General features: G+C 67.9%; 29 protein-coding genes and 1 pseudogene. 15 read left to right on the plus strand and 15 right to left on the minus strand.

All coding sequences use genetic code 11. From position 1 onward, the window contains the following. The first annotated feature begins 83 nt into the window (after positions 1–83). The 3 genes from ACGFZQ_RS29655 to ACGFZQ_RS29665 all read left to right on the plus strand — a co-directional run bounded on the left by ACGFZQ_RS29655 (position 84) and on the right by ACGFZQ_RS29665 (position 1,352). The gene (locus ACGFZQ_RS29655; protein WP_393842921.1) at positions 84–398 is read left to right on the plus strand and encodes a hypothetical protein; all 315 of its coding nucleotides are present in this window, start codon (positions 84–86) and stop codon (positions 396–398) included. A gap of 19 nt (positions 399–417) precedes the next feature. After that, complete coding sequence (locus ACGFZQ_RS29660) at positions 418–834, plus strand: DUF2252 family protein (protein WP_393842922.1); 417 nt, start codon at positions 418–420, stop codon at positions 832–834. Between the two features lie 233 nt (positions 835–1,067). Next, entirely contained in the window at positions 1,068–1,352 is a 285-nt protein-coding gene (locus tag ACGFZQ_RS29665) for a hypothetical protein (protein WP_393842923.1), read from the plus strand. A gap of 28 nt (positions 1,353–1,380) precedes the next feature. On the opposite strand, the gene ACGFZQ_RS29670 is transcribed toward ACGFZQ_RS29665, so the two are convergent. The 6 genes from ACGFZQ_RS29670 to ACGFZQ_RS29695 form a co-directional block, all read right to left on the minus strand. Next, positions 1,381–1,965, minus strand: a complete 585-nt coding sequence (locus tag ACGFZQ_RS29670) for a hypothetical protein (RefSeq protein WP_393843036.1) — start codon at positions 1,963–1,965, stop codon at positions 1,381–1,383. Between the two features lie 2 nt (positions 1,966–1,967). Then, positions 1,968–2,888, minus strand: coding sequence for a zinc metalloprotease HtpX (gene htpX / locus ACGFZQ_RS29675; protein ID WP_393842924.1), 921 nt, complete (start codon positions 2,886–2,888; stop codon positions 1,968–1,970). Between the two features lie 137 nt (positions 2,889–3,025). Further along, on the minus strand, positions 3,026–3,283 hold the full coding sequence (locus tag ACGFZQ_RS29680; RefSeq protein WP_393843037.1) for a hypothetical protein: 258 nt from the start codon (positions 3,281–3,283) through the stop codon (positions 3,026–3,028). Positions 3,284–3,475: 192 nt separating this feature from the next. Then, positions 3,476–3,613, minus strand: coding sequence for a hypothetical protein (locus tag ACGFZQ_RS29685; RefSeq protein WP_393842925.1), 138 nt, complete (start codon positions 3,611–3,613; stop codon positions 3,476–3,478). A 27-nt stretch (positions 3,614–3,640) separates the two neighbouring features. Continuing rightward, on the minus strand, positions 3,641–3,901 hold the full coding sequence (locus ACGFZQ_RS29690; RefSeq protein ID WP_393842926.1) for a hypothetical protein: 261 nt from the start codon (positions 3,899–3,901) through the stop codon (positions 3,641–3,643). Positions 3,902–4,244: 343 nt separating this feature from the next. Beyond that, positions 4,245–4,580 (minus strand): EthD domain-containing protein, encoded by a 336-nt coding sequence (locus ACGFZQ_RS29695; protein WP_393842927.1) that lies wholly within the window; start codon positions 4,578–4,580, stop codon positions 4,245–4,247. Between the two features lie 151 nt (positions 4,581–4,731). Between ACGFZQ_RS29695 and ACGFZQ_RS29700 the strand changes: the two are divergent. Continuing rightward, a pseudogene (locus ACGFZQ_RS29700) lies at positions 4,732–5,097 on the plus strand (MerR family transcriptional regulator); the annotation flags it as partial. A 321-nt stretch (positions 5,098–5,418) separates the two neighbouring features. Here ACGFZQ_RS29700 and ACGFZQ_RS29705 read toward each other — a convergent pair. The 4 genes from ACGFZQ_RS29705 to ACGFZQ_RS29720 all read right to left on the minus strand — a co-directional run bounded on the left by ACGFZQ_RS29705 (position 5,419) and on the right by ACGFZQ_RS29720 (position 9,209). Continuing rightward, positions 5,419–5,910 carry a hypothetical protein gene (locus tag ACGFZQ_RS29705; RefSeq protein WP_393842928.1) on the minus strand — a complete coding sequence of 164 codons (492 nt, stop codon included), beginning with the start codon at positions 5,908–5,910 and terminating at the stop codon, positions 5,419–5,421. Positions 5,911–6,319: 409 nt separating this feature from the next. Further along, entirely contained in the window at positions 6,320–6,910 is a 591-nt protein-coding gene (locus ACGFZQ_RS29710) for a hypothetical protein (RefSeq protein WP_393842929.1), read from the minus strand. Continuing rightward, positions 6,907–8,523 carry a sensor histidine kinase gene (locus tag ACGFZQ_RS29715; RefSeq protein ID WP_393842930.1) on the minus strand — a complete coding sequence of 539 codons (1,617 nt, stop codon included), beginning with the start codon at positions 8,521–8,523 and terminating at the stop codon, positions 6,907–6,909. Before ACGFZQ_RS29715 ends, ACGFZQ_RS29710 begins: the two co-directional genes overlap by 4 nt. Next, positions 8,520–9,209 (minus strand): response regulator transcription factor, encoded by a 690-nt coding sequence (locus ACGFZQ_RS29720; RefSeq protein ID WP_393842931.1) that lies wholly within the window; start codon positions 9,207–9,209, stop codon positions 8,520–8,522. The genes ACGFZQ_RS29715 and ACGFZQ_RS29720 overlap by 4 nt, the downstream gene beginning before the upstream one ends. Positions 9,210–9,311: 102 nt before the next feature. Between ACGFZQ_RS29720 and ACGFZQ_RS29725 the strand changes: the two genes are divergently transcribed. Then, entirely contained in the window at positions 9,312–10,253 is a 942-nt protein-coding gene (locus ACGFZQ_RS29725; protein WP_393842932.1) for a DUF3152 domain-containing protein, read from the plus strand. Here ACGFZQ_RS29725 and ACGFZQ_RS29730 read toward each other — a convergent pair. The 3 genes from ACGFZQ_RS29730 to ACGFZQ_RS29740 all read right to left on the minus strand — a co-directional run bounded on the left by ACGFZQ_RS29730 (position 10,226) and on the right by ACGFZQ_RS29740 (position 12,129). After that, positions 10,226–10,753: a DDE-type integrase/transposase/recombinase gene (locus ACGFZQ_RS29730; protein ID WP_393842933.1), complete on the minus strand. Its 528-nt coding sequence runs from the start codon at positions 10,751–10,753 to the stop codon at positions 10,226–10,228. The genes ACGFZQ_RS29725 and ACGFZQ_RS29730 overlap by 28 nt on opposite strands. Before the next feature lie 25 nt (positions 10,754–10,778). Further along, entirely contained in the window at positions 10,779–11,369 is a 591-nt protein-coding gene (locus ACGFZQ_RS29735; protein WP_393842934.1) for a hypothetical protein, read from the minus strand. A gap of 271 nt (positions 11,370–11,640) precedes the next feature. Next, on the minus strand, positions 11,641–12,129 hold the full coding sequence (locus ACGFZQ_RS29740) for a substrate-binding domain-containing protein (protein WP_393842935.1): 489 nt from the start codon (positions 12,127–12,129) through the stop codon (positions 11,641–11,643). A gap of 658 nt (positions 12,130–12,787) precedes the next feature. On the opposite strand from ACGFZQ_RS29740, the gene ACGFZQ_RS29745 reads away from it, so the two are divergent. The 3 genes from ACGFZQ_RS29745 to fumC all read left to right on the plus strand — a co-directional run bounded on the left by ACGFZQ_RS29745 (position 12,788) and on the right by fumC (position 16,916). Further along, complete coding sequence (locus ACGFZQ_RS29745; RefSeq protein ID WP_393842936.1) at positions 12,788–13,660, plus strand: SDR family oxidoreductase; 873 nt, start codon at positions 12,788–12,790, stop codon at positions 13,658–13,660. 146 nt (positions 13,661–13,806) lie between these two features. After that, positions 13,807–15,462, plus strand: coding sequence for an NAD-dependent malic enzyme (locus ACGFZQ_RS29750; protein ID WP_393842937.1), 1,656 nt, complete (start codon positions 13,807–13,809; stop codon positions 15,460–15,462). Continuing rightward, positions 15,459–16,916 (plus strand): class II fumarate hydratase, encoded by a 1,458-nt coding sequence (gene fumC, locus ACGFZQ_RS29755; RefSeq protein ID WP_393842938.1) that lies wholly within the window; start codon positions 15,459–15,461, stop codon positions 16,914–16,916. Before ACGFZQ_RS29750 ends, fumC begins: the two co-directional genes overlap by 4 nt. 80 nt (positions 16,917–16,996) lie before the next feature. Here fumC and ACGFZQ_RS29760 read toward each other — a convergent pair whose 3' ends face one another. After that, positions 16,997–17,395: a VOC family protein gene (locus tag ACGFZQ_RS29760; RefSeq protein ID WP_393842939.1), complete on the minus strand. Its 399-nt coding sequence runs from the start codon at positions 17,393–17,395 to the stop codon at positions 16,997–16,999. A gap of 244 nt (positions 17,396–17,639) precedes the next feature. On the opposite strand from ACGFZQ_RS29760, the gene ACGFZQ_RS29765 reads away from it, so the two are divergent. Then, complete coding sequence (locus ACGFZQ_RS29765) at positions 17,640–17,798, plus strand: winged helix-turn-helix domain-containing protein (RefSeq protein WP_393843038.1); 159 nt, start codon at positions 17,640–17,642, stop codon at positions 17,796–17,798. A 442-nt stretch (positions 17,799–18,240) separates the two neighbouring features. Next, positions 18,241–19,275 (plus strand): sensor histidine kinase, encoded by a 1,035-nt coding sequence (locus ACGFZQ_RS29770; RefSeq protein ID WP_393842940.1) that lies wholly within the window; start codon positions 18,241–18,243, stop codon positions 19,273–19,275. A gap of 337 nt (positions 19,276–19,612) precedes the next feature. On the opposite strand, the gene ACGFZQ_RS29775 is transcribed toward ACGFZQ_RS29770, so the two are convergent. Continuing rightward, the gene (locus ACGFZQ_RS29775; protein WP_393842941.1) at positions 19,613–20,215 is read right to left on the minus strand and encodes a TetR/AcrR family transcriptional regulator; all 603 of its coding nucleotides are present in this window, start codon (positions 20,213–20,215) and stop codon (positions 19,613–19,615) included. A 110-nt stretch (positions 20,216–20,325) separates the two neighbouring features. Between ACGFZQ_RS29775 and ACGFZQ_RS29780 the strand changes: the two genes are divergently transcribed. From ACGFZQ_RS29780 to ACGFZQ_RS29800, 5 genes are all read left to right on the plus strand, one after another. Continuing rightward, the gene (locus ACGFZQ_RS29780; RefSeq protein WP_393842942.1) at positions 20,326–20,928 is read left to right on the plus strand and encodes a carboxymuconolactone decarboxylase family protein; all 603 of its coding nucleotides are present in this window, start codon (positions 20,326–20,328) and stop codon (positions 20,926–20,928) included. Positions 20,929–20,940: 12 nt separating this feature from the next. Beyond that, complete coding sequence (locus ACGFZQ_RS29785) at positions 20,941–21,570, plus strand: carboxymuconolactone decarboxylase family protein (RefSeq protein WP_393842943.1); 630 nt, start codon at positions 20,941–20,943, stop codon at positions 21,568–21,570. A 100-nt stretch (positions 21,571–21,670) separates the two neighbouring features. Then, positions 21,671–22,576, plus strand: coding sequence for an MBL fold metallo-hydrolase (locus ACGFZQ_RS29790; protein ID WP_393842944.1), 906 nt, complete (start codon positions 21,671–21,673; stop codon positions 22,574–22,576). Between the two features lie 370 nt (positions 22,577–22,946). After that, positions 22,947–23,795: an oxidoreductase gene (locus ACGFZQ_RS29795; RefSeq protein WP_393842945.1), complete on the plus strand. Its 849-nt coding sequence runs from the start codon at positions 22,947–22,949 to the stop codon at positions 23,793–23,795. Beyond that, complete coding sequence (locus ACGFZQ_RS29800) at positions 23,795–24,409, plus strand: TetR/AcrR family transcriptional regulator (protein ID WP_393842946.1); 615 nt, start codon at positions 23,795–23,797, stop codon at positions 24,407–24,409. Before ACGFZQ_RS29795 ends, ACGFZQ_RS29800 begins: the two co-directional genes overlap by 1 nt. Positions 24,410–24,601 lie beyond the last annotated feature (192 nt).

Below are 24,601 nucleotides of genomic sequence, written 5' to 3' on the forward strand. Positions count from 1 at the left end.
GTGGCGGCCAGTACACTGGAAGCAGTGTTCGAGAGAGTCGCCGGGGTGTCCGGAGGCCCTCTGACCGCGACAGGAGGATGCCTGTGCCGGCTGCCGCACTGAAGCCGAAGCCCTTGCCGACCCAGTCCACCGCGAAGCGTGCCGTCCTGCTCGACTCGCCCTACGCGCCGGCGGAGAAACGCCCGCTGCCGGCCGGGCGCCCACGCGAGTGGTACGTCACGCACAACCGCCGCCTCAAGGCCATGCGCCTCGCCATCGCCCTGCTCGACTCCGGCGTCTACCTGCCCAACCAGGCGCGCGACGAGACGATCCGGAGCACGGCGGAGAGCATCGGCGTCCATCCGCCGTCGGACACCACGTGCCACATGGTGCGCGCACTGATGCGCTACTCGCGGTGAGCCGGTGGCGCCGGGTGCCGTGTGTCCGACGCGGCTCCCGGCGCCTTCGTCACCGGGGCTCCCGCCCCCGGTCACCCGTCCTCACCGAGGAGCGCCGGCTCCTCCTCGGCCGCTGCCGCTTCGTCGACGCGGCCCGCAGTTCCGTGCCTTCTGCCGGCGCCGGCTGCGGGGCATGAAGGGCTCCGCAGCGATCGCCGCCATGGACCCGAAGGGTCTGCGGGGCTACGCCGCCCGGTGCGACAGGACCCTGGCACGCGCCCACGTCCGCTCCGGCGACCGCATCGCCGTCGCCGCCTGCCTGGGCGGCACCGACACCTTCGGCCACGCGCTCACCGACTTCGCCCTCGCCTGCCTACGCCGACCAGACACCACCGACCACGCCGTCCTCGACGCGGCCGTCACGGCGGGCGTCCTGACGGCGGCACCGGGGGTCTGAAAGCCGACCTGCCCCCTCATACGGGCGCTCCCCGAAAACGGGATGCACGCCGAGTGACCGGATCCCTACGCTGGAGACGCGTTCCGGAGCCGTCCACCACCGCTTTCCGAAGGGCCGACCGCGCCCTGGGGACTCGGGGCTACTCTGCTACGCACCGACGGACGGCCGCCCGTCCCCCGCGTGCCGTCGGGTCCGTCGACCGCTCACACACGCTCACGCCACGGAGGCCCGTCATGGGCACCATCGTCCTATCCGGAACTGTCGTCCTGGTCATCCTCGGATTCGGAAACCACAACTGGTGGCTCGCCGCCGTCGCCCTGCTCTTCCTGTACGTCCACTACGGGCGCGGCTCGTCGTCGGCATCCTCGTCGGGCGGTTCGTCCGGCGGGGGCGGGGGCACACCGAACGACTACAAGACGTACCGCGACCGCCGTGACCGCCAGGCCAAGTGGGAGCGCCGCTACCGGCGCGAGCGCCCCCTGGAGTTCCGGCGTCAGGAGCGGAACAAGGGTCAGTAAGGGCCCGTAGGCGGGTGTCCCCGGCCGGTCAGAGGCCGGGGGCGCCCCATACCGGGAACCAGCGGCTGAGGTCCTGCTCGATCCGCAGGTCGTTCGCGAGGGTCGCCTTCACCTGCAACTCCAGTGCGCTGTCCCGCCGTTCGCCGGACCCGGGCAGCGGCGCGAAGGGGTAGAACGTCGCCCGCTTGTAGAGATAGACGAGCGCGAGTCTGCGCCCGCGCTCGTCCTCGAAGGAGGCCAGGGAACAGAGCAGTTGCGGGCCGAAGCCGTTGACCTCCATCGAACTGTTCACCGCGTGCAGGTCGTTGACCAGCTGCGGAAGCTGGTCGGGGGTGCGCCGCGAGACCAGCCAGGAGTAGCCGTAGTCGTCCTGGTGCAGCTCGACCGGGGAGTCGCCCCGGTCGGTGTCCGCGTCGAGCAGCGCCTGCACCTCGCGGTGGGTCTGCTCGAAGGCCGCGCCCTCCACGGTGGCGAAGCACACCGCGCCCAGGCCGGTCGGCCGGAACCCGGCCGCCGCCTCCAGGGTCACCGCCGCCGACGGCAGCGCGAACAGCTGGTCGAGGTCGGGAGCGACGGGCTTGGTGCGGCCGAGCAGGATGTCCAGGAACCCCATGCTCACCCGGCCTTCCCGGGCTTCGCCGCCTCGCCCAGCTCCGCCGAGATCCGCCCCAGCTGCTCCAGCCGTGCCTCCAGGGTCGGGTGGGTGGAGAAGAAGCGCTCGATGCCGGGCTCCTTGCCGGTCGCCGGGGTGAAGTAGAACGCGTTGAAGGCCTGGGCGGTCCGCAGGTCCTTGGTCGGGATCCGGGCGATGTCACCGGAGACCTTGGTGAGCGCCGACGCCAGCGCGGAGGGCCGCCCGGTGAGCTGGGCGGCCGCCCGGTCGGCGGCCAGCTCCCGATACCGGCTCAGCGCCCTGATCAGCAGGAAGCTGAGCGCGTACACGGCCGCGGAGACCCCGATCACGATGGCGAAGACGGCGGCCGTGTTCTGGTCCCGCCTGCCTCCACCGAAGATCTGCGAGTAGAAGGCGAACCGCACGATCAGCCCCGCGATCACACCCAGGAACGACGCGATCGTGATCACGGCGACGTCCTTGTGCGCCACGTGCGACAGCTCGTGCGCGAGCACCCCCTCCAGCTCGGCGGGCTCCAGCCGCCGCAGCAGGCCCGTGGTCACACAGACCACGGCGTGATCGGGGTTCCGCCCGGTGGCGAACGCGTTCGGCATGTCCATCGCGGACACGGCGACCACGGGTTTCGGCATGTCGGCGATGGCACACAGCCGGTCCACCACCGCGTGCAACTCGGGATACTCCTCCCGCTCCACGACCCGCCCGCGCATGGCGAACATCGCGATCCGGTCGGAGAACCAGAACTGTGCCACGAACATCGCGCCCACCAGTACGACGACCAGCAGCCACGACTTCAGCAACACGATCAACGCGGCAACGAAGCCGACGTACAACAACCCGAGCAGGAACAGCGTGACCGTCATACGCACGGTCAGTCGCCGGTCGCTCCGGAAGCGGCTCTGCATCTGCCATCACCCCGCAGTCAGGCACTCGTCCCGCTGTCCAGTGTGCACCTGCCGGGGGCAATGAGGAGGCCCCGAACGTGCCTAGTAGCGGCAAAAGGTCGCTGTGAACGTGCGGTGCCGTCACGGCGGCGGCCGGGTCAGTACGGCGACCGGGTCTGTAGGTACCCCAGCAGGATGATCACCGCCGCCACACACCCCAGTACCAGGACCGTGGACACCCACGACGACCGGCGTGGCTCCGCCGGCCCCGGGTCGGCCCGGAACGGCACCGGGTCCGGTGGGTTCTCCTTCCAGCGCGCGGCCAGCATCCGGGCCCGCGCCGACGGCTCCTTGTGCTCCGCCCGGTCGGCCCAGCGCAGGTCGAACTCCTGCTCCTCGTCACCCTGTTGGGACATCATGGTTCCCCCGTCTCGAACATGAGTACAGCCGCACGATACGACGAAGCCCCCGCCCTGAGAAACCAGGAACGGGGGCGTCGAGGGCCGGAATCGGCCTCTGTCACACGTCGAAGTAATGCACGTCCAGTCTTCTGGCCTGCGCTTTCGTCCCGTCGTCAAGATCGTCTTGCACAGGCGTTGCACATCGGGTCAGGCCGTGTGCTGGTAGATGCTGCGCAAGGCGGCGCGCAGCTTGGTGCCGGTGTTCGGCACGCGATGCACGTATCTACGCAGGGTGAAGGCCGGGCCGGAGTGGCCCAGCCGGTCGGCGAGCGTGTAGACCTCCACGCCGTGGCTCGTGCTCCATGCCGTGTGCTATGCATCGGCCGTAGCGCTCATGTCGTCACCGCGTCCTTGCGCCGCGTACTCGAGAGCGGCGAGTTCGGAGTGCAACGACGCCCCCGCCTGACGCACCGCGCCCAGCCCTCTGGCCCACTCAAGCAGTTCGCGGTAGCCGACGGAGCCCAGCAGATTTCCGGCTCTGGTGGCTTCGGTGATCACGCCCGCGCCCAGGGTGTCCCCGGAGGCGGATGCTCTGACGATGAGGACCAGGACGACGTCGTTGACCGCAGGCACGCGCCCTGCACACGGCCTGGGGCTCGCCCCGCAAGTGCCGGCCCTCGTCCTCGGCGCCGCCCGCCCTCGCGGGTAAGAGGGCGCGCAGACAGGGCTGGTGGCGGCACCCCGGCTGCGAAGCAGGCACAGGTCTTGGCGATCACGGAGTTGCGACGCTCTGTGATCGCTGGAGAGACCTGTCCCCGCGCTGCCGTAACTATGCTTTCACAGCCTCAGGTATGCAGAGAGGGCCAACCACGCCACATGGGCTACGGCCAGGGCGGGAACGATCGGCGAACCTGAGCCACCATCACAATGATGGCCCGCCGCATCGCCCGCGGCACGGAGCGGGCAGCCCAAAGGGCTAGATCACAACCCTTTCTTCAGTGACCATTACTGCCACTGAATTCATATCGATGAACTTACTCTCGTCCGGGTTCACCAAATCCTTGTAATTCTTAGACGCGAAGAAGGCGTCGTGATCAGCCCAGTTTTCAAACCAGATTTCAGTGAGGCCGTCGTAGGCCGGACCGGGGTACCCTTCAGCGGGTATCGGGTGAGAGATGGCGTACCTCCTCACGTACTGCCGCGCTTCCGGAATGGAGGTAAACAACGGGGCGTGGCGGTCTCGGTGATGCTCAACGAATTCCTCGAAGGTCATTCCATCGATACGGTTGATCATGAAAGCGAACTTGATCATGGACTTCTCCCTTTCGTGCTCTCGCGAACGCGAGAGGCAGGCGACCGACCTGATACCCCGGTAGCGGGTCGCAAGTCATGGGGGTTAACCTAAACGCTCACATCGATGTCAAGGGCAAGTTACTGTGACCCAATGCACACGAGGGGTTGAGATGCGGATCGGTGAACTGTCCGCCCGGACAGGAGCAAGCCGTCGATCGCTGCGCTACTACGAGCAGCAGGGTTTGCTGGTCAGCACAAGGTCCCCCAGCGGCCAGCGGTGCTACGACGGCGAGCACGTCCAGCGGGTGGCTCTGATTCAGGTATTCCTGGCCGCCGGAATGTCCAGCAGAACCATCGCCCAGTTGGCCCCCTGTATGACGCAGCCCAACATCGACAGAGCTCGGCAAGCCTTGACGGCAATGGACGAGGAGCGGACCCGCCTTTCATCCACGATTGACAGCCTGGCCGCCGCCAGGGAAGCACTCGATCACCTGATTGACGTCAACCGGAAATTTCTGGCGAACGTGGCGGATGACTCGGCCTCGGACAGCCTGAATCAACGTTCTGGTTTTCCTCCAGCGACATGCTCCAATACAGCTCGCGCTCAGAAGGATTCCCTGGCTGATATCTTCCGCGATCCGCCGGGTCTGGGTCTGTGAACGGCCCGAGGTCGTCCAGGCGGTCCAGGGTCGAGGCGAGCAGCGGGGGCCTCGACGCGGACATGCGGGTAGGACCCGATACGCTTCTTCACCTGGAAAGTGCCTCCGGCGGTGGCGGGAACAAGGACCTCAGCAATCCTCATTCTCGCTGGTCAGAGGCACTTTCTGCTTTCGTGATCACCAGTCGGACAGCCCACCTCATGAAAGCGCGAGGCCAGGCAGTTCGGTGGCTGCGGTGGCCGCCGCGATCCATTCGGGTAGCCGGTCGCCTTGCAACTGGGTGACCATGCGGGCGAAGGCGCGCACGTGCTTGGCGAGTACTCCCAGTTCAGGACGGTTGACCAGGACGGCCTTCAGGTGAAGTCGGTCGTTCTCGTTCAGGGCATCGGCGGGGTGGGTGAGGATCCAGCGCGTGACGGCTCTGGCCGACGGCGGCCGGGACCCGACCGGCCCAGGCATGCCGCGAAGAGTACTGCTGATGTAGTTGCGGACGTTGCCGTAGCCGCGCGGGTAGCCCTGTTCCTTGATCTCCTCCCATAGTTTCCAGGCGTTGGTACAGCCTTCCTGTCGGCGCTGGTCGAGGTAGGGCCTGTAGCCGTCGAGCTTGGTCGGACGGCTTTGCCACTGGCCGGTGAACAACTCCTCCGGGGTGGTGGCGCGGGAGAAGCGCAGGACGGTGTTGAGGGTCATGCCGAGTTGTCGGGCGACGGACCGCTTGCTGTGCCCGGCACCCAGAAGCGCGTGGATGGTGGCGTGTTCGGCGCGGGTGCGTTCGGCGAACCGATGGCCCGTCGGCCAGGGCGACCACGTGGCTGGCTCTGCCTCCTCCTGCGCTTCGTCCGCCGGGGGAGGCATCAGGGACGACACCGGCCGCTGTCGGGAGCAGGGTCCCGGCCGAGTCCCGGCCGTCCGTCCTCGCTTGTCACGGCGGCTCTCGCCTCACCGGCCAGGGGGGTACTGGCGTCGGTGGACGCGGCCCGGGTCAGGGGGTGGGCTCTGCCGGTGGACGCGGGTGCCCGCCCGCAACAGAGGTTCTGCCATGAGACCGCCTGAGCGCCGGCCGTTCGGGTCCTACGCCGCGTACCGGTCCCGGCTCCCGCTACGACGGGAGCAGGTCGGGGCACGAGTTCCCGGACAGTGCGGTCGCCCAACCGTCCCCGCTCACCTTGACTTCCGTGCGGGCGAGGGAGTCGTGCCTGGTATCGGGAGGGGCCACGGAGGCGCCGCCGCCCGGGCCGCCCGAGGGCTTTGCGATCAATGGCCTGGCAACCCCGGCCACGGTGCACGTCAGCTGCATCAGGGCCAGATGCCCTGGGTGGCCTGCGTCTTTGGGGAGCCGGACGCTGAGGATGTTCTCGCCGTCGATCGCTACGTCGGGCGCGCCCGGCAGGCGGGGCAGCTTCGTGGCGGCCGATCGGGACTCCTGCTCGTCCGGCCCGTCGAACAGCATGTCCAGGACGGATGGGAAGTCCGCGGGGTTGTCGATCTTGCGCGGATAGGGCTTCAGATCACCGTCGTGGATGAAGTAGAGAGCGATGACGGTGCGTGTCGTGGGCTTCGCGCCGGGGGAGAAGATCCCGCTCGCCGCCGGGCCGGCCTGGATGACGCCGGACGGAGGGACTCCACATCCCGCCAGCGCGAGCCCGGCCGCGAGACCGGTCAGCAGCACCGGCACGCGAGAGCGCCTCACCGGGCACCTGCGAAGGCGGTGTGGTCAGGGGCCGAGGACTCGCGGTGCAGGGGGAGTTCGACGGTGAACGCTGCCCCGCCCCAGGGCAGGTTCGCCGCGCTGATGCGTCCGCCGTGCAGGTACACGTTCTCCGCCGTGATGGCCAGGCCGAGCCCGCTGCTCTCGCTCCTGGCCCGCGAGGTACCGGCCTTGTAGAAGCGCTCGAAGATGTACGGCAATGCCTCCTCGGCGATCCCGGGTCCGCTGTCGGTCACCTCGATGACGGCCCACGCCACGTCCGCTCGCTCCTTGCGCACGCTCATGGTCAGCCGCACCGGCGGGGCCCCGTGCCGCAACGCGTTGCCGACCAGATTGGCCATGACGACATCGAGGCGGCGCGGATCCACGCGCGTCCTGAGCACGCCGGGTACGGGCAGGTGGGTTTCCACCTGGTCCTGCCAACCACGGGAGGCGAGGGTGCGCCGTACGGACTCGGCCAAGTCGACCTCGTCCAGGTTGAGTTTGATCGCGCCCGCGTCGAAGCGGGAGATCTCCATCAGGTCTTCCACCAGCCCGCTCAGCCGCAGCGTTCCCTCGCTGATGAGCCGCAGCGCGTCGCGGGTCTCCTGGTCGTGATGCAGCGCGTTCTCGTCCAGCACGTCGGTGAGTGCTGCCATCGCTGTGAGTGGCGTCCGCAGTTCGTGGGAGACGTCCGCGGCGAAGCGGCGCGCCCGGGCCTCCATGCGGCGGAGCTCCGCGACCGATCGCTCAAGCGCGGCGGCCGTGTCGTTGAAGGACTGCGAGAGTTCCGCCAGCTCGTCGGAACCGTTGACGGCCAGGCGGACGTCGAGATGCCCCTCGGTCATCCGGCGCGTCGCCCGGCGCAGCGCCCGTACGGGGCGGAGCACACCGCTCGCGGCCAGTAGCGCCAGGACGACGGCGAGGGCCAGCGCCACCGCAGTGGCGCGCTCGATGCCGCTGACCATCGCCTTGACGTAGCCCTCTTCGGTGCCCTGCGACACGATCAGGTACATCGCAATACCCGACAGCCTGGACTTTTTTCCTTCGCTGTCGTTGTAGGTGACCGGCGTACCGACGACCAGCCAGGGGCGCCCGTCGACGTTGACCCGCTGGAACACCGTGGCGCTTGTGGTGGCCACGGCCTGTCGTAGTTCCGGGCTCAGCTCTTCGAAATCGGCACTCGGCGCCCAGGCGCGGAGGCTGCCGTAGGTGGCCATCACCCGCCAGCCCTGCGACGGGTTGTCGTAGAGCACCTGGTTCACCGCCGCCTGTAGTTCGCCTTGGTTCGGTGTCGCGGATGTGTACGGGGACACGCGGTCGACACTCTTCCGGAACTGCTGGATCACCGAGTCCTGGCTCTGCTGGAGCACCCCCGTGCGCGCCTCCCGGAAGGCGAGGGCCCCGGTGCTCAGGGCGCTGACGACGGCCACCAGGACAAAGGCCGCCACCAGCCGTGTGCGCAGTCCGCGCAGCGGAAGCGGGATGTGCGCCAGGAGCGCCTGGAAGAACCGCACAGTCCTGGCGCCCCGCTCGACGGTGACGGGCTCGTGCTCGCGTACGGTCGGGCGCCTGCCTTCGGCCTTGCGCGCCCCTGCGGCTTTCCTGCCGTTCACGGGGAGACGAACCGGTAGCCGAAGCCACGTACGGTCTGGATGTACTGGGCATCCCCGCTCAGCTCACCGAGCTTGTTGCGGAGTCGCTTCACACAGGCGTCCACGAGTCGTATGTCGCCGTGGTAGCTGTGCTCCCAGACCGCTTCCAGCAGTTGCTGGCGGCTGAACGTCCGGCCGGGCGAGGCCGACAGGGTCAGCAGCAGTCGAAGCTCTGAGGGAGCGAGCGCGACAGATGAGCCGTGGTGTGTCACCACGAGCCCGGCCCGGTCGATGACCAGTTTGCCGTGCGACTCCGCCCTGGGTCGGACGCCGTCGGCGAACGACGGGGCCTGCCTGCGCAGTACGGCCCGTATTCGCGCGTCGAGCACCCGGGCCTGCACGGGCTTGACCACGTAGTCGTCCGCGCCGGCCTCCAGCCCTACGACCACGTCGATGTCGTCGCCCTTGGCGGTCACCATGATGATCGGCACCTGGTCGCGGTCCCTGATCCGGCGGCAGACGTCGAGGCCGGACATGCCGGGCAGCATGAGGTCGAGCACCACCACGTCCGGACGGAAGGAGTGGAGCTGTTCCAGACCCTCTTCGCCCGTCCCGGCAGCCTTGACGTTGTGGCCCTGATGCCGCAGCGCCAATTCGACGGCGTTACGCACATCCGGGTCGTCTTCGACAATAAGGACTCGTGACACCTCGACAGTGTAGGTGGACCGCGTTCGGTGGCAGCTCTGGACAGAGCTCCTCTTCGGGCTTGTGGCAGAACGGTCATAAGAGGAGTCGGCCGTTACCCTTCCGTGGCCATTCGAACCCAGGATGATCATCTGAAATGGCCAGTCTGGGCTGCCATGTATTCGGCACGAGAGCGGGAATCCGCATCGCCCACCGATGGCTCGGCCTCCCATCGCAGTCGTCGGCTGAGAGAGCCCCGGCGCGGTGGGCCCCACCAGTCCTCCCATCGCCGGAGCGGTCCGCGCCATCTCGGCGTGCGTTTTCTGATCACGGCGCTGGCGGCCATCGGCCTGCTCGGCTCCGTGACGTTCTTCCTGAACGGCGGGCGAAGCGATGCATCGAGCAGTAAGGCGCCCCCGTCGAGCGTGGCGCACGTCACCCACTCGCCCAGGTCCACTCCTACACCCACCCCTACCCCGACCGAGATCGACGTCCCCCCGACGGGCAGCGGCACGTTCATCACCGCGCGTGCCGGTGGGTCGAAGGTCGGTCGTGGTGCGCATCTGATCCGCTACGCGGTGCAGGTCGAGAGCGGGCTCGACATTTCGCCGGATCAGGCAGCCGAGGAGATCGCCGGCATACTCGCCGCCCCCCGGGGCTGGACTCACAGCGGGAACAACTCGTTCCGGTCGGTGGGTGCGGGGGAGCCGTACGACCTCATGATAAAGATCGCGACACCCGGGACGGCCGACGCACTGTGCTGGGCGGGGATCCACCAGAGCACCCACGGCGAGTACAACTGCGAGATTCCCGGCGGTGTGGTGGTGAACCTCAAGCGCTGGATCAAGGGCTCGCCCACGTTCGACGGACCAATACATGAGTACCGTGCGCTGGTCATCAACCACGAGATGGGACACGCCCTGGGCCTCACACACATGACCTGCGCGGGTCCCGGACAACTGGCCCCCGTCATGATGCAGCAGATCAAGGGTCTGCACGGATGCATCGCCAATGCCTGGCCGTACAACAAGAACGGTAGCTACGTCTCCGGCCCGCACGTGCCCTGAACGGCGACGACCGGATGACCTTGAGGGGCCTCGCTGAGGGCGTTGTCGAAACACGAACCGACGCGGCCCATGGACTGGGTCCCGCCCAAGCGGCGACAGGCCCGGCGAAAGCGCCGGGAGCCGTATTCGCTGCCGCGGTCGCTGTGGAAGATCACGCCCTTCACGTCACCCCCGCGGGTGGCCGCGGCCATGTTCAAGGACGCCACGACCAGTTCGGCGTCATGGCGTGTGCCCCTCGCGCAACCGGGCAGCCGGCGCGAGAACAGGTCGATCTCCAGCTCGCGTATCCGCTTGTCCTTCTCCGACATCTCCCGCCGCAGCCGCTCCGGCTCGGCGCGCTCGGCCTCGCGCATCCGGCCACCCGGCGGCGCGGGCTCGGTCGGCCGGTCGGACGACGCCGACCCGTTGCGCCGCCACCGCGACACCCAGCTGTGCAACGTACCGGAATGCACGCCGAGCTCCTCGGCGACCTCCGGGATCGGCCTGCCCGTCTCGATCACGATGCGTACAGCACCCTCACGAAACTCAGGCGGGTACGTCCGTGGCTTGGACCCCATGAACCCCAACTTCCCCTGCAATCACGGACTCCACGCTACGAGGGAGGGACAAAGCAGGTGCCCTGAGCGACGAGACCGGATCCGGTGCGGCGGTGATGGCGGTGACCTCCGTATCGCTGATCCGGAGGGCCGGAAGCCAGTCATGCACGGGCGGCAGCAGATCCGTCGGCGCGTCCCTGAAGGCGCGTTGCCGATGGCGCCCGCCCTCGCCAGGGAACAACGGCGGCTTCGGCTTGCCGAAGCCGCCGCCGGGTTCACGCCCGGTCAAAGCCTGCGAGCGGGCCAACCATCGAGAAGCGTCGAAGCCGAGCTTCACGCCTGCCGGGTAGCACTCCAGCGTCAGAGCGCGGGCCGCGGTGAAGTGCTGCTTCTCGTCAACCTCCAGGATCTGCTGCTGCCCGTTCTCGTAGGTCGGCAGGACATCCAGGCTCTCCGCCGCCCACGAGAAGGAGCCTGCTCCGGCAGGACCAGCCCCGTGAGCACACGGTAGATCGCCGCGACCGTCTCCCACATGCCAGCGCACTCGATCTGCCCTGGCCGCCGCAACCGGGTCGGACACCTCTCTGGTTCGATCTCCGCCTTGACCACGTCAGTCAGTAGGCGGGGGGAGGCCCTGTGCGCGCCCGGCGCGATGCCGACCGCACATATCGAGCGCCCGGCCACCCTCACCGTCCGGCTGCGCAATCCGGACCTGGCCGAGATGGCGACATGGCTGGAGCGGGAGCGGGAGCCGGACCAGGACGACCCGGCCGTCGTGCATCTCAGGGACGACGACTTCGTTCGGCTCTACCGCACTTTCACCCATGCTCGTCATGCTCACGCGAGCGTATCTACTGAGTACGTCGCCGCACGAGGCCGGCCGTGCTCTCGCGCACCTTCAACGTGAACGGGGCACGCACGTCCTGCGGCTCGGGGTTCTTCGCACCGCGTCCGCCCCGGATCGGGTCCACCCTGCGGTCGGCCAGGTTCACGGCGGTTTCGGCGATCGCCGCCTTGTCCGGGGCGATGGTCGTCAGGGAGGGCAGGCTGTAGCCGCCCTCGGCGATGTCGTCGAAGCCGGCGATGGCAACCTGGTCGGGGATCGAGATGCCGCCGCCTGTGCTGACACCGTTGTAACCGACCGAGGTGATGTCGCCTGCACCGAGTTGTCGGTCGCGTCGCCTGAAGGCGCAGCTGGTTTCCGGGGACCTGGGCATGGGGGACGTTGCCGTCGGGCGGTTCAGTTGGACATGCCGTGCGATTCGCAACGAAGGTGACGCCGTGGATGCCCCGACAGAGGCTGCGCCGGACACCGAACAAGCCCGCCGCAGGTAGCTCATGAGGCTACGGAGGCTACCGAGAAGCCTGACGACGGACCTGCCCGGGGAGGGCGCAGGTGTCGCCGCGGAAGCCCAGCGGTGCAGCGCCTTCAGCAGGACGGCTACCAGGTCATCGCCCCACCCCACACGCTGCGCGGCATACCCCAGGACTCGACATACCTGAACAGCCTCCCGGCAGGGCAGCAGGCTCGGTGCCACCGCGTTCACCGTGCTGGGCGCAAACGTCTCGGACGGCTTGCCCGGAGCGAGGCGCGCCCTACGTCGGTGACCTCGTCGGCGGCGGAGAACCCTGAGCTCTTCCACTGACCGCGATGGAACGCGAACTCCAGGTAAGCCCTTGAGGCCAACAGCCCTGAGATGCCGAACCGTTGGCACCTGAATCCAATGCGGGCCAGATCGAGCGGGCTGAGTTGCCGGGAGCCGCACGCGGGCCCAGACTGGGTATTAAGTACGACCTGGGGACCGTCGGGGCCCGATCTGAAGATCCGGGTGGCGCTGCGTGTGACATGCGGCTTCGAGGCTCCACCATGGCCACCTCATCCAGCCTCACTCCTTTTGCTCCAAGCCATCGCGAGGCGCGTGCCGTTGGGTGTTTCCTGCAGCGCGCCGGTCCCTGCAGCGCCGTGGAGTAACGAGGACGTGAAGGGAACGACTCCACATGGCGAATGCAGCATTGAAGGACTCGAAGAAGGTCCTCATTACGGGAGCAGGCACCGGATTCGGGTTCGAGGCCGCCATGCGCCTCGCCGAGAAGGGCTTCGACGTGATCGCCGGGGTGGAGATCTACGCCCAGGTGCGGACGCTGAAGTGGCAGGCGGCGGAGCGCGGAGTCCAGCTTCAGGTCGTGAAGCTCGACGTCACGAACGACGGAGACCGCCGCAAGGCCCTCGACTGGGGTGTGGAGATCCTGGTGAACAATGCCGGTGTCGGTGAGGGCGGCTCCACGGTTGACATTCCCGAGGAGAACATCCGGCATCAGTTCGAGGTCAACGTCACGGGTCCGCTGGTCCTCACCCAGGGAATCGCCAAGCAGATGATCAAGCGCGGGGCCGGCCGCGTTGTTCGGGTGTCTTCGCGGGAGGGCCTGAACGTCAATCCCTTCACCGCCATCTACTCCGCCTCGAAGCACGCGATCGAGGCCATCGCCGAGACCATGGCCTACGAGTCGCAGGAGCACAACGTTGAAGTCGCCACGGTCAACCCGGGGCCCTTCCTGACCGGCTTCAACGACCGCGTGTTCCAGACCTGGCAGAGCTGGGAGGACGATGCCTCGCAGCGGCTCTTCGACTACTCCAAGCTCGCCTTCCCCCGCCCGCAGTTCGACCCCGAAGCGGTGTTTGCCACGCTGACGGCCGTTGCCGCTGGGGAGGTCGACAGCTTCCGCGACCTGGAGCCCGAATCGATGCTTGAGGAGACCAAGCAGCTCCAGGCGGTTCCATGGGAGCGCAAGGTCACGGACGGCCTGGGGACCCGGCATCCGGCTGTCCAGCACTCCTACGAGATGAAGCCCGAGACTCCTGTGACCGTCTGAGGGGGCTGAGGGGAGTGGCACGGGCAGGCCGTGGACGCAAAGCAAGCGCTCGGGGGAGCCGACCGGGGCCCGGGACGGTTCCCGTCGTGTGAAGCCACGCTCGCTCATGAGCGCGCAGCACCCGTAACAGCTGGAGGTACACCGAAATGCGTGTCAAGCCGACCGTGCTGCAGGATCGGTATCGCAACCGCGGTACCGCGTACACGCTGGAGGAGCGGGCGAGGCTGGGGATCACGGGGCGGCTGCCGGCAGCGGTCGAGACCCTCGACGAACAGGCCCGCCGGGCCTACGCACAGCTGCTGCAGCAGCCTTCCAGCCTGCACGAATACATCTACCTCAACGAGGTCCACGACCGGAACGAGGTGCTGTACTTCAAGCTGCTCGCCGACCACCTCGAGGAGCTGCTCCCGGTCGTCTACGACCCCACGGTCGGCGAGGCGATCGAGAAGTGGTCGGTCGACTACCGCGACTCGCGCGCGGTGTACCTGTCGATCGATCGTCCGGACGACGTAAAGCCCTCGTTCCAATCGCTGGGCCTCGGCGCGGACGACGTCGATCTGATCGTCGTCTCCGATGCCCAGGAGATCCTGGGCATCGGAGACTGGGGCGTCAACGGGACCGACATCTCCATCGGGAAACTCGCCGTCTACACGGCCGCCGCGGGCATCGACCCCGACCGCGTCATCGCCGTGAACCTCGACGTGGGGACGGACAACGAGCAGCTGCTCAACAATCCGTCCTATCTGGGCAACCGGCACGCGCGCGTGAGCGGCCGGCGCTACGACGACTTCATCGCCCGGTACCTGCAGACCGCGTCCGAGCTGTTCCCGAACGCGTTGCTGCATTTCGAGGACTTCGGGCCGTCGAACGCCCGGCGGATCCTGGTGGAGAACGCCGACAAGTACCGGATCTTCAACGACGACATGCAGGGTACTGGCGCGATCGTCATGGCTTCGGCGTTCTCGGCCCTGAAAGTCACCGGGGGACGGTGGCCCGAGCAGCGGCTCGTCGTCTTCGGGGCGGGCACCGCCGGCACCGGCATGGCCGACCAGATCCACGCGGCGATGCTCAGGGACGGTGCGCCCCCTGACGAGGCGAAGAAGAACATCTGGCTGATCGACATCCACGGCCTGGTGACCGATGACATGCCGGACCTCCCCGACTACCAGCAGGTCTACGCGCGGTCGAAGTCCGAGGTCGGGGAGTGGGGCGACGGTGAGATCGATCTTCTCACCACGATCCGACACGTCAAGCCCACCATCCTCATCGGCACCTCCACGGCACACGGCGCGTTCACCGAGGATGTCGTGAGGGCGCTGGCGGAGGGTGTCGAGCGCCCGATCCTGCTGCCCTTGTCGAATCCGACGAGTCGCATCGAGGTCATGCCGTCGGACGCGGTGCCCTGGACCGAGGGCAGGGTGCTGATGGCGGTCGGCATACCGGTCGAGCCGGTGCAGTACAACGGGGTCTCCTACGAGATCGGGCAGGCGAACAACGCCCTCCTCTACCCGGGCCTCGGTCTCGGCACGATCGTGTCGGGAGCCAGCCGCGTCACGGACAACATGCTGCTCGCCGCCGCCGAGGCAGTGGCAGGCCAGGTCGATGTGTCGGCGCCCGGAGCACCGCTGCTGCCGCCGGTTGCGAACCTGAGGGCGTCGTCCGCGACGGTCGCGGTCGCCGTCGCCAAAGCCGCGGCAGCGGACGGGGTCGCGACAAAGTCCCACGACAACCTCATTCAGGCGGTCCAGGACGCCATGTGGGACCCGGTCTATCGCCCGGACGACCTGGAGGACGGGCAATGAGCGACAACCAGTCGACCCCGGAGATGAAGGACCTGCCGATCGGGATCCAGGCCGGCGGCAGCCGGCAGGAATTCGACAGCATGGGCACGGTCGACGTGCCGGCGGACCGGTACTGGGGAGCACAGACGCAGCGCTCGCTGCTCCACTTCTCCATCGGCGGCGACCGGATGCCGAAGGAGGTCTACCACGCCTACGGCTACGTGAAGAAGGCGGCAGCACTCGTCAACGCTGCCGCCGGACGGCTGCCCAACTGGAAGGAGCAGGCCATCGTACGGGCGGCGGAGGAGGCCGTCGCGGGCAAGCTCGACGACCACTTTCCGCTCTACGTCTGGCAGACGGGCTCGGGCACCCAGAGCAACATGAACGTCAACGAGGTCATCTCCAACCGCGCTTCACAGCTGCTCGGCGGCACGCTCGGAACCCAGGAGCCGGTCGCCCCGAACGACGACGTCAACATGGGGCAGTCCAGCAACGACAGCTTCCCGACCGCGATGCACGTCGCCTCCGTCCAGGAGATCGACGAGCACCTGCTGCCGCAGGCCCGGCAGCTCGCCGCGTCCATCGAGGCGAAAGCCACGGAATGGGCCAAGGTCGTCAAGATCGGCCGCACGCACCTTGAGGACGCCGTACCGCTCACCGTCGGGCAGGAGTGGTCCGGCTACGCGGCGCAACTGCGCGCCTGCATCGAGGAGATCGAGCACAGCCGCGCCGGCCTGCTCGAACTCGCGCTGGGAGGCACCGCCGTCGGCACGGGGCTGAACGCACCCGAAGGCTTCAGCCGCGACGTCGCCGGCAAGATCGCCGAGCTGACCGGCAAGGCCTTCGTCACGGCCGAGAACAAGTTCATGGCCCAGGGGTCCCTGGACCCGATGGTGCGGGCGCACGGCGCACTGCGCGGGCTTGCCGTCGCCCTGATGAAGATCGCCAACGACATGCGGTGGCTGGCCTCCGGCCCGCGTACCGGCTTCGCAGAACTGGAGCTACCGCAGAACGAACCCGGTTCCTCGATCATGCCCGGCAAGGTCAATCCGACCCAGTGCGAAGCCATCGTCATGATCGCCATTCAGGTGCTCGGCAACGACGCGGCAGTCGCCTTCGCCGGCAGCCAGGGCAACTTCGAGCTGAACGCCATGCGCCCGATGCTCATCAACAACTTCCTCCACTCCACGCGCATCCTCGCTGACGGAATGGAGAAGTTCCGCATCTACTCCGTCAGCGGTACGCAACTCAACCGGGAGAAGATCGGACAGTACGTGGAGCAGAGCCTGATGCTGGTCACGGCACTCAGCCCCGTCATCGGGTACCAGAACGCGGCACACATCGCCGAAGACGCGCTGGCCCACGGCCAGACGCTCAAGGAGGCCGCGCTGGCAAGCGGTCACGTCGACGAGAAGACGTTCGACTCCGTCGTCGACCCCCTTTCCATGGTCGGTCACGGTGCCTCCGGCGCCTGACACGCTCCGGCAACGGCGGCAGCCCAGCCGAGGCGTCGTGCGCGCATGGGCACCTGAGGGTGTCGCAAGGCGCAGAGGCCTCAGCCCGCGTCTGCGCCGAATGGGTGTGAAGTGGTGATGACGCGCCGGGTGCCGTCGGGCTGGATGCGGCCCGGCACCCGTATCACCTCGCCGCCGAGCCGCTGCGCGACCGCGGCCAGTTCCTCAAGGGTGTCGGCGCGCAGGCTCCAGAACATCCACCGATCGCCGTCCTCGACGACCCGGTCGAACCAGGCGGCCCCCGCATCCCGCTCGGCTGCGGGGGCCGTCACCGCCTCGACCTCCAGGTAGACGTCCCCGCCGAGGGGGAAGATCGTGTTGGCGAGGCCGCCGGGGAGGACGCCCCCGTCGTAGTGGGCGAGTCCTGTCTTCTCCTGCACCCGGCGGACGCCGTCGCCCAACTCGCGGACGCCCGGGCAGAGGTGATCAAGATGAAACACGTCGATCCTTGCCGGGTTCACCACGTCACGGGGAGTTCGTGCACCCCGTAGACGATCATGTCGTGCTTGAACTTGATCACGTCCAAGCACTCGGGCACGGACGCCGACCTGGTCAAGACGCTGCCCGGGCTGGGCCTGCCCACCAACGTGCTCGCGCCCTCGACGTCCGACGGGATCGCGGCCCGGGGGGCGTCGACGGGATCGACGCCCCCTGGGCCGAGGCAGCGCGCAGGTTCGTGGAACTCTGGGCCACCGGCCCCTCCAGTACGACTTCGGCGGCAACTCAGTGGTCGTCGAGCGCTTCGTCTCCAACCTCCGCCGCAAGATCGACCACGGTCGCGCCCCGTTGCTGCACACCGTCCGCGGCGTCGGCTACTCCCTGCGGCAACCGGCCGTCCGATGAACCTCGCGGGGCTGCACGGTCGCCTTCGCCCGTCCCGGGCCGGCGTCCGGCTGCGCATCCTGGCCGGACTGGCGGTCCTGCTCGTGGCTGGGCTGACGGCCAGCTCGGCGACCGGCGCGCTGCTGCTGGGGGACTATCTCCACAAACGCTACGTCCACACCCTGCAGGACAGCGCCACGCGGGTGCGGGCCGTCATCGCCATGGGCCCCCAGGTCGCCGACGGCGATCAGCTCTCTGCACTGCTGGGTCCGCCGCTCGGCAGCATCGCCGTGGACGCGCACGACCGGATCCTGGTGTCCAGCGGGGCGGCCGACCTCGCTCCCGAGGCGTTGGTCCGCGCCACCGCCACGGTGCCCGCAGGCCGCGTCGTCGGCTTCGAGAACGCCAAGAACGGCGACGACCTCAGCGCGCCATCCGCATCCCCAGCCCCGGTATCACCCTGGTGCGCACCGGCGAGCCCGCCGTGCAGCCCACTGCCGTCATCCTGGTCGTCGACACCTCCGTCGACGACGCCACCACCGACACCCTCCTCGCCCGCCAACTGGTCATCGTCGCCGGCACCCTGGTCCTGCTGCTCGCCCTCGCCGTCCTCGTACTGCGCCTCGGCCTGCGACCGCTGGCCACGATGGCCGACAGCGCCGATGCCATCGCCGAAGGGCATCTGACCGAGCGCCTTCCGACCCGCGGCGACCGCAGCGAGACCGACCAACTGGCCGAAGCGGTCAACCGGGCCTTCGACGCCCAGGCCCGCGCCGAGGCCGCCGTCCGCTCCCTGGCAGCGGACACCTCACACGAACTGCGCACTCCGCTGTCCACCATCTCCGGCTGGCTCGACCTGCACCGCCAGGGCGGACTCACCGGCCCCCGCCTGGAGACCGCGCTCGGCCACATCGAGAACGAGGTCGGCCGCATGCGGCTGCTGGTTGAGGACCTCTCGCTGCTCGCCCGCCTCGACGCCGGCCGGCCCCTCGAACAAGCACCGCTCGACGTGACCGCGCTGGCCGCCAGCGTGGTGGAGGACGCGCACGTCATCCACCCCGACCGCGCCATCACGCTGACCGCCGTCGGCGGCCGCGCCCGGGTAACCGGTGACGCCGCCCGCCTCCAGCAGGTACTGCGCAACCTGGTCGGCAACGCCGTCCAACACACCCCGGTGCAGACCGCTGTGCGCGTCACCGTCACCACGGTCCCCCGACGCGTCCAGATCGACGTGGCCGACGACGGCCCGGGCATCGCTCCCCAAGACCTGCCCCGCGTCTTCGAACGCTTCTGGCGCGCCGAGGCCAGCCGTAGCCGTTCCTACGGCGGTTCCGGCCTGGGACTGGCCATCGTCGAGGCGATCGTCCACGCGCATCACGGGCAAGTCTCGGTGGAATCCGCAGTCGGCGTCGGCACCACTGTGAGCGTGCGACTCAGCCCGGATCCACCGCGCGATAGTCGGTCTGTGGATAAGGGACTGAGAAGAGGCGCCCGCTGACCTGGGATGATGGGAGTTCCGCAGGCCTGAAGACCTTCCGGATCCTGACCAAGGTGCGCATGCACCCGCGGCACGCGACCGCGCTGGTACGGGCCCTGCTGTTACTGACGCACCACCAGGTGGCACGGTGACGGACGATCTCCCCGCCACGATCACTGTGACGAGCTGCCCCAACACCCCGACGACTCACCACACCAGCTCCGGTGACCTGCACGAATCACGATGAAACTTCCTCAATCGACTCAAAGCGCCTTCAGTGGCGGGCCGGCACTCTCAACGGCCTCGTAGCCGGCACCGGCCTGGCCCGACGATCCACCGTCACTCTGACCAGCCGAAGTCAGGAACGAACTCGACTCGGCCATAGTGTCCGGACGGCATCAGGGAACGCGGCTACGCCGTGTGGTCCGAGCAGGGCCAGGTCGAGCAGGAATCCCGGCAGGATCGAGAGGATCACCTTGGCGAGCGCGTCCGCGGGTGCCTCTGTCCAGTCCCGGGCTTGCTGGTGCTCGCGGACGAGTGCGGCCATGGTCTGACTCATGTCGACCGTGGCCGCTTCCAGGCGTTCGGCCAGCGCCGGATTGTGCATGGCCTCGGACCAGACGATCAGTGCTACGGTGGCCAGCTGCTTGTCGCGATGCCGTTCGATCACCGCCTCCAAAAGTTCCGCCATGACTTGACCGACGCCGCGCCGGCCGTCGCGGGGGCTCAGCGCGGTGCGCAGGACCTCGGTGATGTCGTCCAGGTTCTGGGCGGCGACGCCCACGATCAGGTCTTCCTTCCTGGGGAAGTACCGGCAGACGGCGCCTGCTGATTTGCCGGCCTCGGCGAACACGTCCAGCATGGATGTGCGATGGAAGCCGTTGCGGACGAAGCACGGGCGCGCAGCCGCAAGGATCCCGGCGCGTTGATCTTCCTTGTGCTGCTGGCTCACCCGCGGCATGGGCCTTCCCTTCCTCTTCAGTTGACATCCGGCGGTCACGAGTCCAGCTCAAAAGAAGCGGATGTCCGTCCTCTATGGCTTGTCCGTATCACTGAAAGAGGAGGAGACCCATGCGCCTGCCAATGCTTCGCCCGGCGGACCTGACCGCTGAGCAGGAACCCGTGTACCGCGCCATGGACGCCATGGTCGAGGGAGAGGAGTACGCGGGCTTCGAGGTGCGCAACGCCGAGGGCGCCTTCGTCGGACCGTGGGGAGTGATGCTCCACTTCCCGGAGCTTGCGCAACCGCTCAGTCGTTTCATCGACCTTGCCCAACGGCTTCCCGGTCTGTCCGAGCGCGCGCGGCAGGTCGTGATCCTGACCATCGGGGCGCGCTTCAACGTCGCCTACGAGATGTACGCGCACGCCCGTCTGGCGTCGCGGGCCGGGCTGCGGCCGGACCAGGTAGCGACGCTGTGCGCGGGCGGCCGCCCGTCCGACCTGGCCGCGGAGGAGGTCCTGGCGGCTGACGTCGCAACCGCCCTGACAGCAGCGGGCCCCGTGCCGGGACCGCTGTACGACGCCGTCATCGAGGAGATGGGCCAGCAGGCCTTCGACGCGATCGTGTTCGTGACCATCCACTACCTGGCGCTCGGCGCCCTCCTCAACGCCTACGACGTGGAGGTGCCCGCTGGCCCTGCGAGCGCCCGGAAGCAGGACGAGACCACGGTCTGAGAGGTCGGCGGCGTGGCGAAGACCGAGCCTGTCCACACGCCCGCGAGAAAGGGCATTCCCATGTTCGATGGCACCCCTGACCCCGCAGACTTCGGAACATTCGGCCGCTACCGGGAGCTCCCGGTCGAGGAAATGCCGCCGGAAACACGCAGCGCCTACGAGTACACGCGGCAACTGCGCGGCCTGGTGCCGGGCCCGCACAAGATCTGGCTGGCCAACCCCAAGCTGTCCAAGGCAATCGTGCCGACCGGAGCGTACTTCCAAGAAGACTCGTCACTGTCGAAGTCCGAGATCGAGATCGTCACGAACATCGTCACCGGCCACTGGAGGGCCGCCTACGCGGTCTATGAGCACGAGAAGATCGGCGTGCGGCTTGGCGGTCTGCATCCACAACAGGCCGAGGCCCTCATCGCCGGCCTTCCGACGTCGTTCGACGACCCCCGTCAGCAGATCGTGTACGAGCTCGCGTCAACCCTGGTGCAGCCACGCGTGGTTCCCGGCAACCTTTACCGCCGGGCCGAAGAGACGATCGGCGCGGAAGGCATCGTCGACGTCACCGTGTTGATGGGCTGGTTCACCGGCGTCTCGCTGACGCTTGCCGCCTTCGACGTGCCCTCGAACGCGGTCGGCCTGAAGCAATAGCCGGTGGGCTTTGGCCAATTCATCACCCCTCCCAGCGGCGCTTGAGCGATCCCGTGCAGCGCTCGGGCGCGCGTTGGAACATCCCGAAGGAGAAGAGACCATGACGAAGCAACTCCCCATGCCCTCGCCTCTGCCGGAGACGATCCCGATCCCGAAGGCCGACCCGCCCGAGGGGATGGACCTTGTTGCGGTGCCGACCGGCGTGAACCACCGGACGGCCGCGTACGCGTACGCCGGCGGCTCCATCTTCGACAAGCGCGACTTCTACATCGGGTCCGCACTTATCAAGCACCCGCAAGGCGATCTTCTGGTCGACTCCGGTTTCGGACGCGACATCGTGAAGCAGATCGCCACGATGCCCCGCTTGTTCCAGAAGATGACCAAGTACGAGGTCTGGAAGACTGCCGCTGACCAACTGGAAGCAGCAGAGTACGACTTCGACCGGCTGTCCGGGATCCTGCTGACCCACGCACACTGGGACCACATGAGCGGCATCCCCGACTTCCCCGGCCTGCCGGTCCTGGTCTCCCGTCGTGACCGAGCCGCATTCCACAATCCGGAAATGTTCGGCAACTTCCGCGGATACTTCCAGGAAATCCCGTTCAACTGGCGGGAGTTAATCTTCGAGGGCGGGCCCTACCTTGGCTTCCCCCGCCACCACGACGTGTACGGTGACGGCTCGATCGTCTGCGTCCCGGCCCCCGGGCACACGCCGGGCAGCGTCATCGTCTTCGTGACACTCCCGAAGCAGGTGCGCTACGCCCTGGTGGGGGATCTGGTATGGCAACGCGAGGGACTCACCCGCCGCGTGGAGCGTCCGTTCCCCATCAGGCGCCTGGGAGACTTCGACGCAGAAGGAAACCGTCAGAACATCCTCCGGATGGTTTCCATCATGCAACGCATCCCTGACCTGATCGTCGTACCGGCCCATGACCAGCGCGCCTTCGCGGAGATGAACCAACTGCCGAACGTCACCACCAGGGGCCTGACCCTGTCAGCTCAGTGACGTTTTCTCGACGGCGATCATTCCAGATCTGTTGAGGACGATGGCTGCCCGGGTGATGTCGCCGATCCGGCTGGGACTGATGGTGACGCGCTGGAGGGCGCGCCGGCGCTGTCACGGTTTCTGAGAGCCGATCGAGGGTCGGACGGGGGCCGGTGGCCGTTTCTTGATCTTGCTCGCACAAAGGACCTTTTGTGGGTGTGACTGTGTACGCCTCCGACCTCTGCTCTCGCCCTGAGGAGATCGCCATGGGGTGGTCGGCGGAGCCGTAAGGCGTCACCAGAATCTGCATGACGATGACAAAAATCGACGCCGTGTAGAATTGGAGGTGAGGGAGCAACCAGGCTCCTTCCGAGTCCCAGCCGGAGGAACAATGCAGGAACAGAAGTGGCTCATCACCGGCGTCAGCACGGGCCTCGGACGTGCCTTCGCCCAAGCGGCCCTGGCCGCCGGGCACACCGTCGTCGGCACGGTCCGCTCCGAGGAGGACCTGCGGGCCTTCGAAGGGCTCGAACCCGGGCACGCTCACGGCCGCATCCTGGACGTGACGGACGGCGACGCCGTCTCGAATGTGATCACGGAGGTGGAGCACAGCGTCGGAGCTCTGGACGTCGTCATCGCCAACGCCGGCTACGGCCTGGAGGGCACCTTCGAGGAGACGGCGCTGGCGGACGTGCGGCGGCAGTTCGAGGTCAACGTATTCGGGGCAGTGGCCACCCTGCAGGCGGCACTGCCCCACATGCGCCGGCGCCGCCGCGGACACCTGATGGCCGTCACCTCCATGGGCGGGCTCATGGCCGTGCCCGGCCTGTCCGCCTACTGCGGCAGCAAGTTCGCGCTGGAAGGCATCCTCGAGGCGCTGGGCAAGGAGGTCGCGCAGTTCGGGATCCATGTGACGGCGATCGAGCCGGGCTCCTTCCGCACCGACTGGGCCGGACGGTCCATGACACGCACGGCGCAGTCCATCGACGACTACGACGAACTGTTCACCCCCATCCGCGAAGCGAGGCAGAAGGCAAGCGGGAACCAACTGGGCAACCCGGCCAAGGCCGGGGACGCCGTCGTGCACATCACGACGGTGGACCAGCCGCCGGCCCACCTCGTCCTGGGCTCGGACGCGCTACGACTGGTCACCGCCGCGCGCACAGCCGTGGACGAGGACATCCGCACATGGGAGACGCTCTCCCGTACGACCGACTTCGCCGAGGGTGCCCAGCTCTGATGTCCGGCCACCACCCTGCGCGGAGCCGTCGCCCCACCGAACGCAAGGGCGATGTCCGGGAGCGGGCCATCCTCGACACTTGCGAGGCCCTGCTGGCACAAAAGGGCTACGACGCCATGACCGTCGGCGACATCGCCCAGGGCGCCGGCATCACACGCGGTGCCCTGTACTTCTACTTCGGCTCCAAGCAAGAAGTGGTCACGGCGCTCGTGGCCCGGACCGTCGAGCACCTGTGGGAGCGGTCCCGGGCAACCGCGCAGACCGACGAGCCACGCCAGGCCATCGCAGCAGCCATGCGGCGCACGGTCGAACTGTGGAACGAGCACGGCCTGGTCATGCGCACGGCGATCGACCTGTCGTTGACCGTGCCGGAGATCGGCGAGCTGTGGAACCGTACAGCCGACTTGTTCATCACGGCCATCACCGCGGTCCTGGAACGAGCCGGCATTCAGGCCGGCACCGAACCGGAACAAGCGTCGGCGGTGGCACGCGCCCTGTGCTGGATGATCGAGCGGACCTTCTACCACGCCTCGCAGGAGTCCCGCGAGAATTTGCAGAAGGCATCCTCGACCTGCGAACATATCTGGCTGGTCAGCGCCGGCCTGACCGTCTGATGCATCTGGCATGGACGGTGGAGCATAAGAACCGGACGTCGCGATTTCGAACAAAGCTCCTGTACATGGATCACCTGCGTCCCATCCACTCCTCGTCGGCGAGCAGGTCGAGCGGGAACTCGCCACCGCCCGGCGCCGATCGGGCGATTTCCGCCTCGGGCGGGGTTCGGAGGCCGGCCACAGCACGGCGGA

It is taken from the genome of Streptomyces sp. NPDC048254, from assembly GCF_043201895.1.
Taxonomy (GTDB): domain Bacteria; phylum Actinomycetota; class Actinomycetes; order Streptomycetales; family Streptomycetaceae; genus Streptomyces.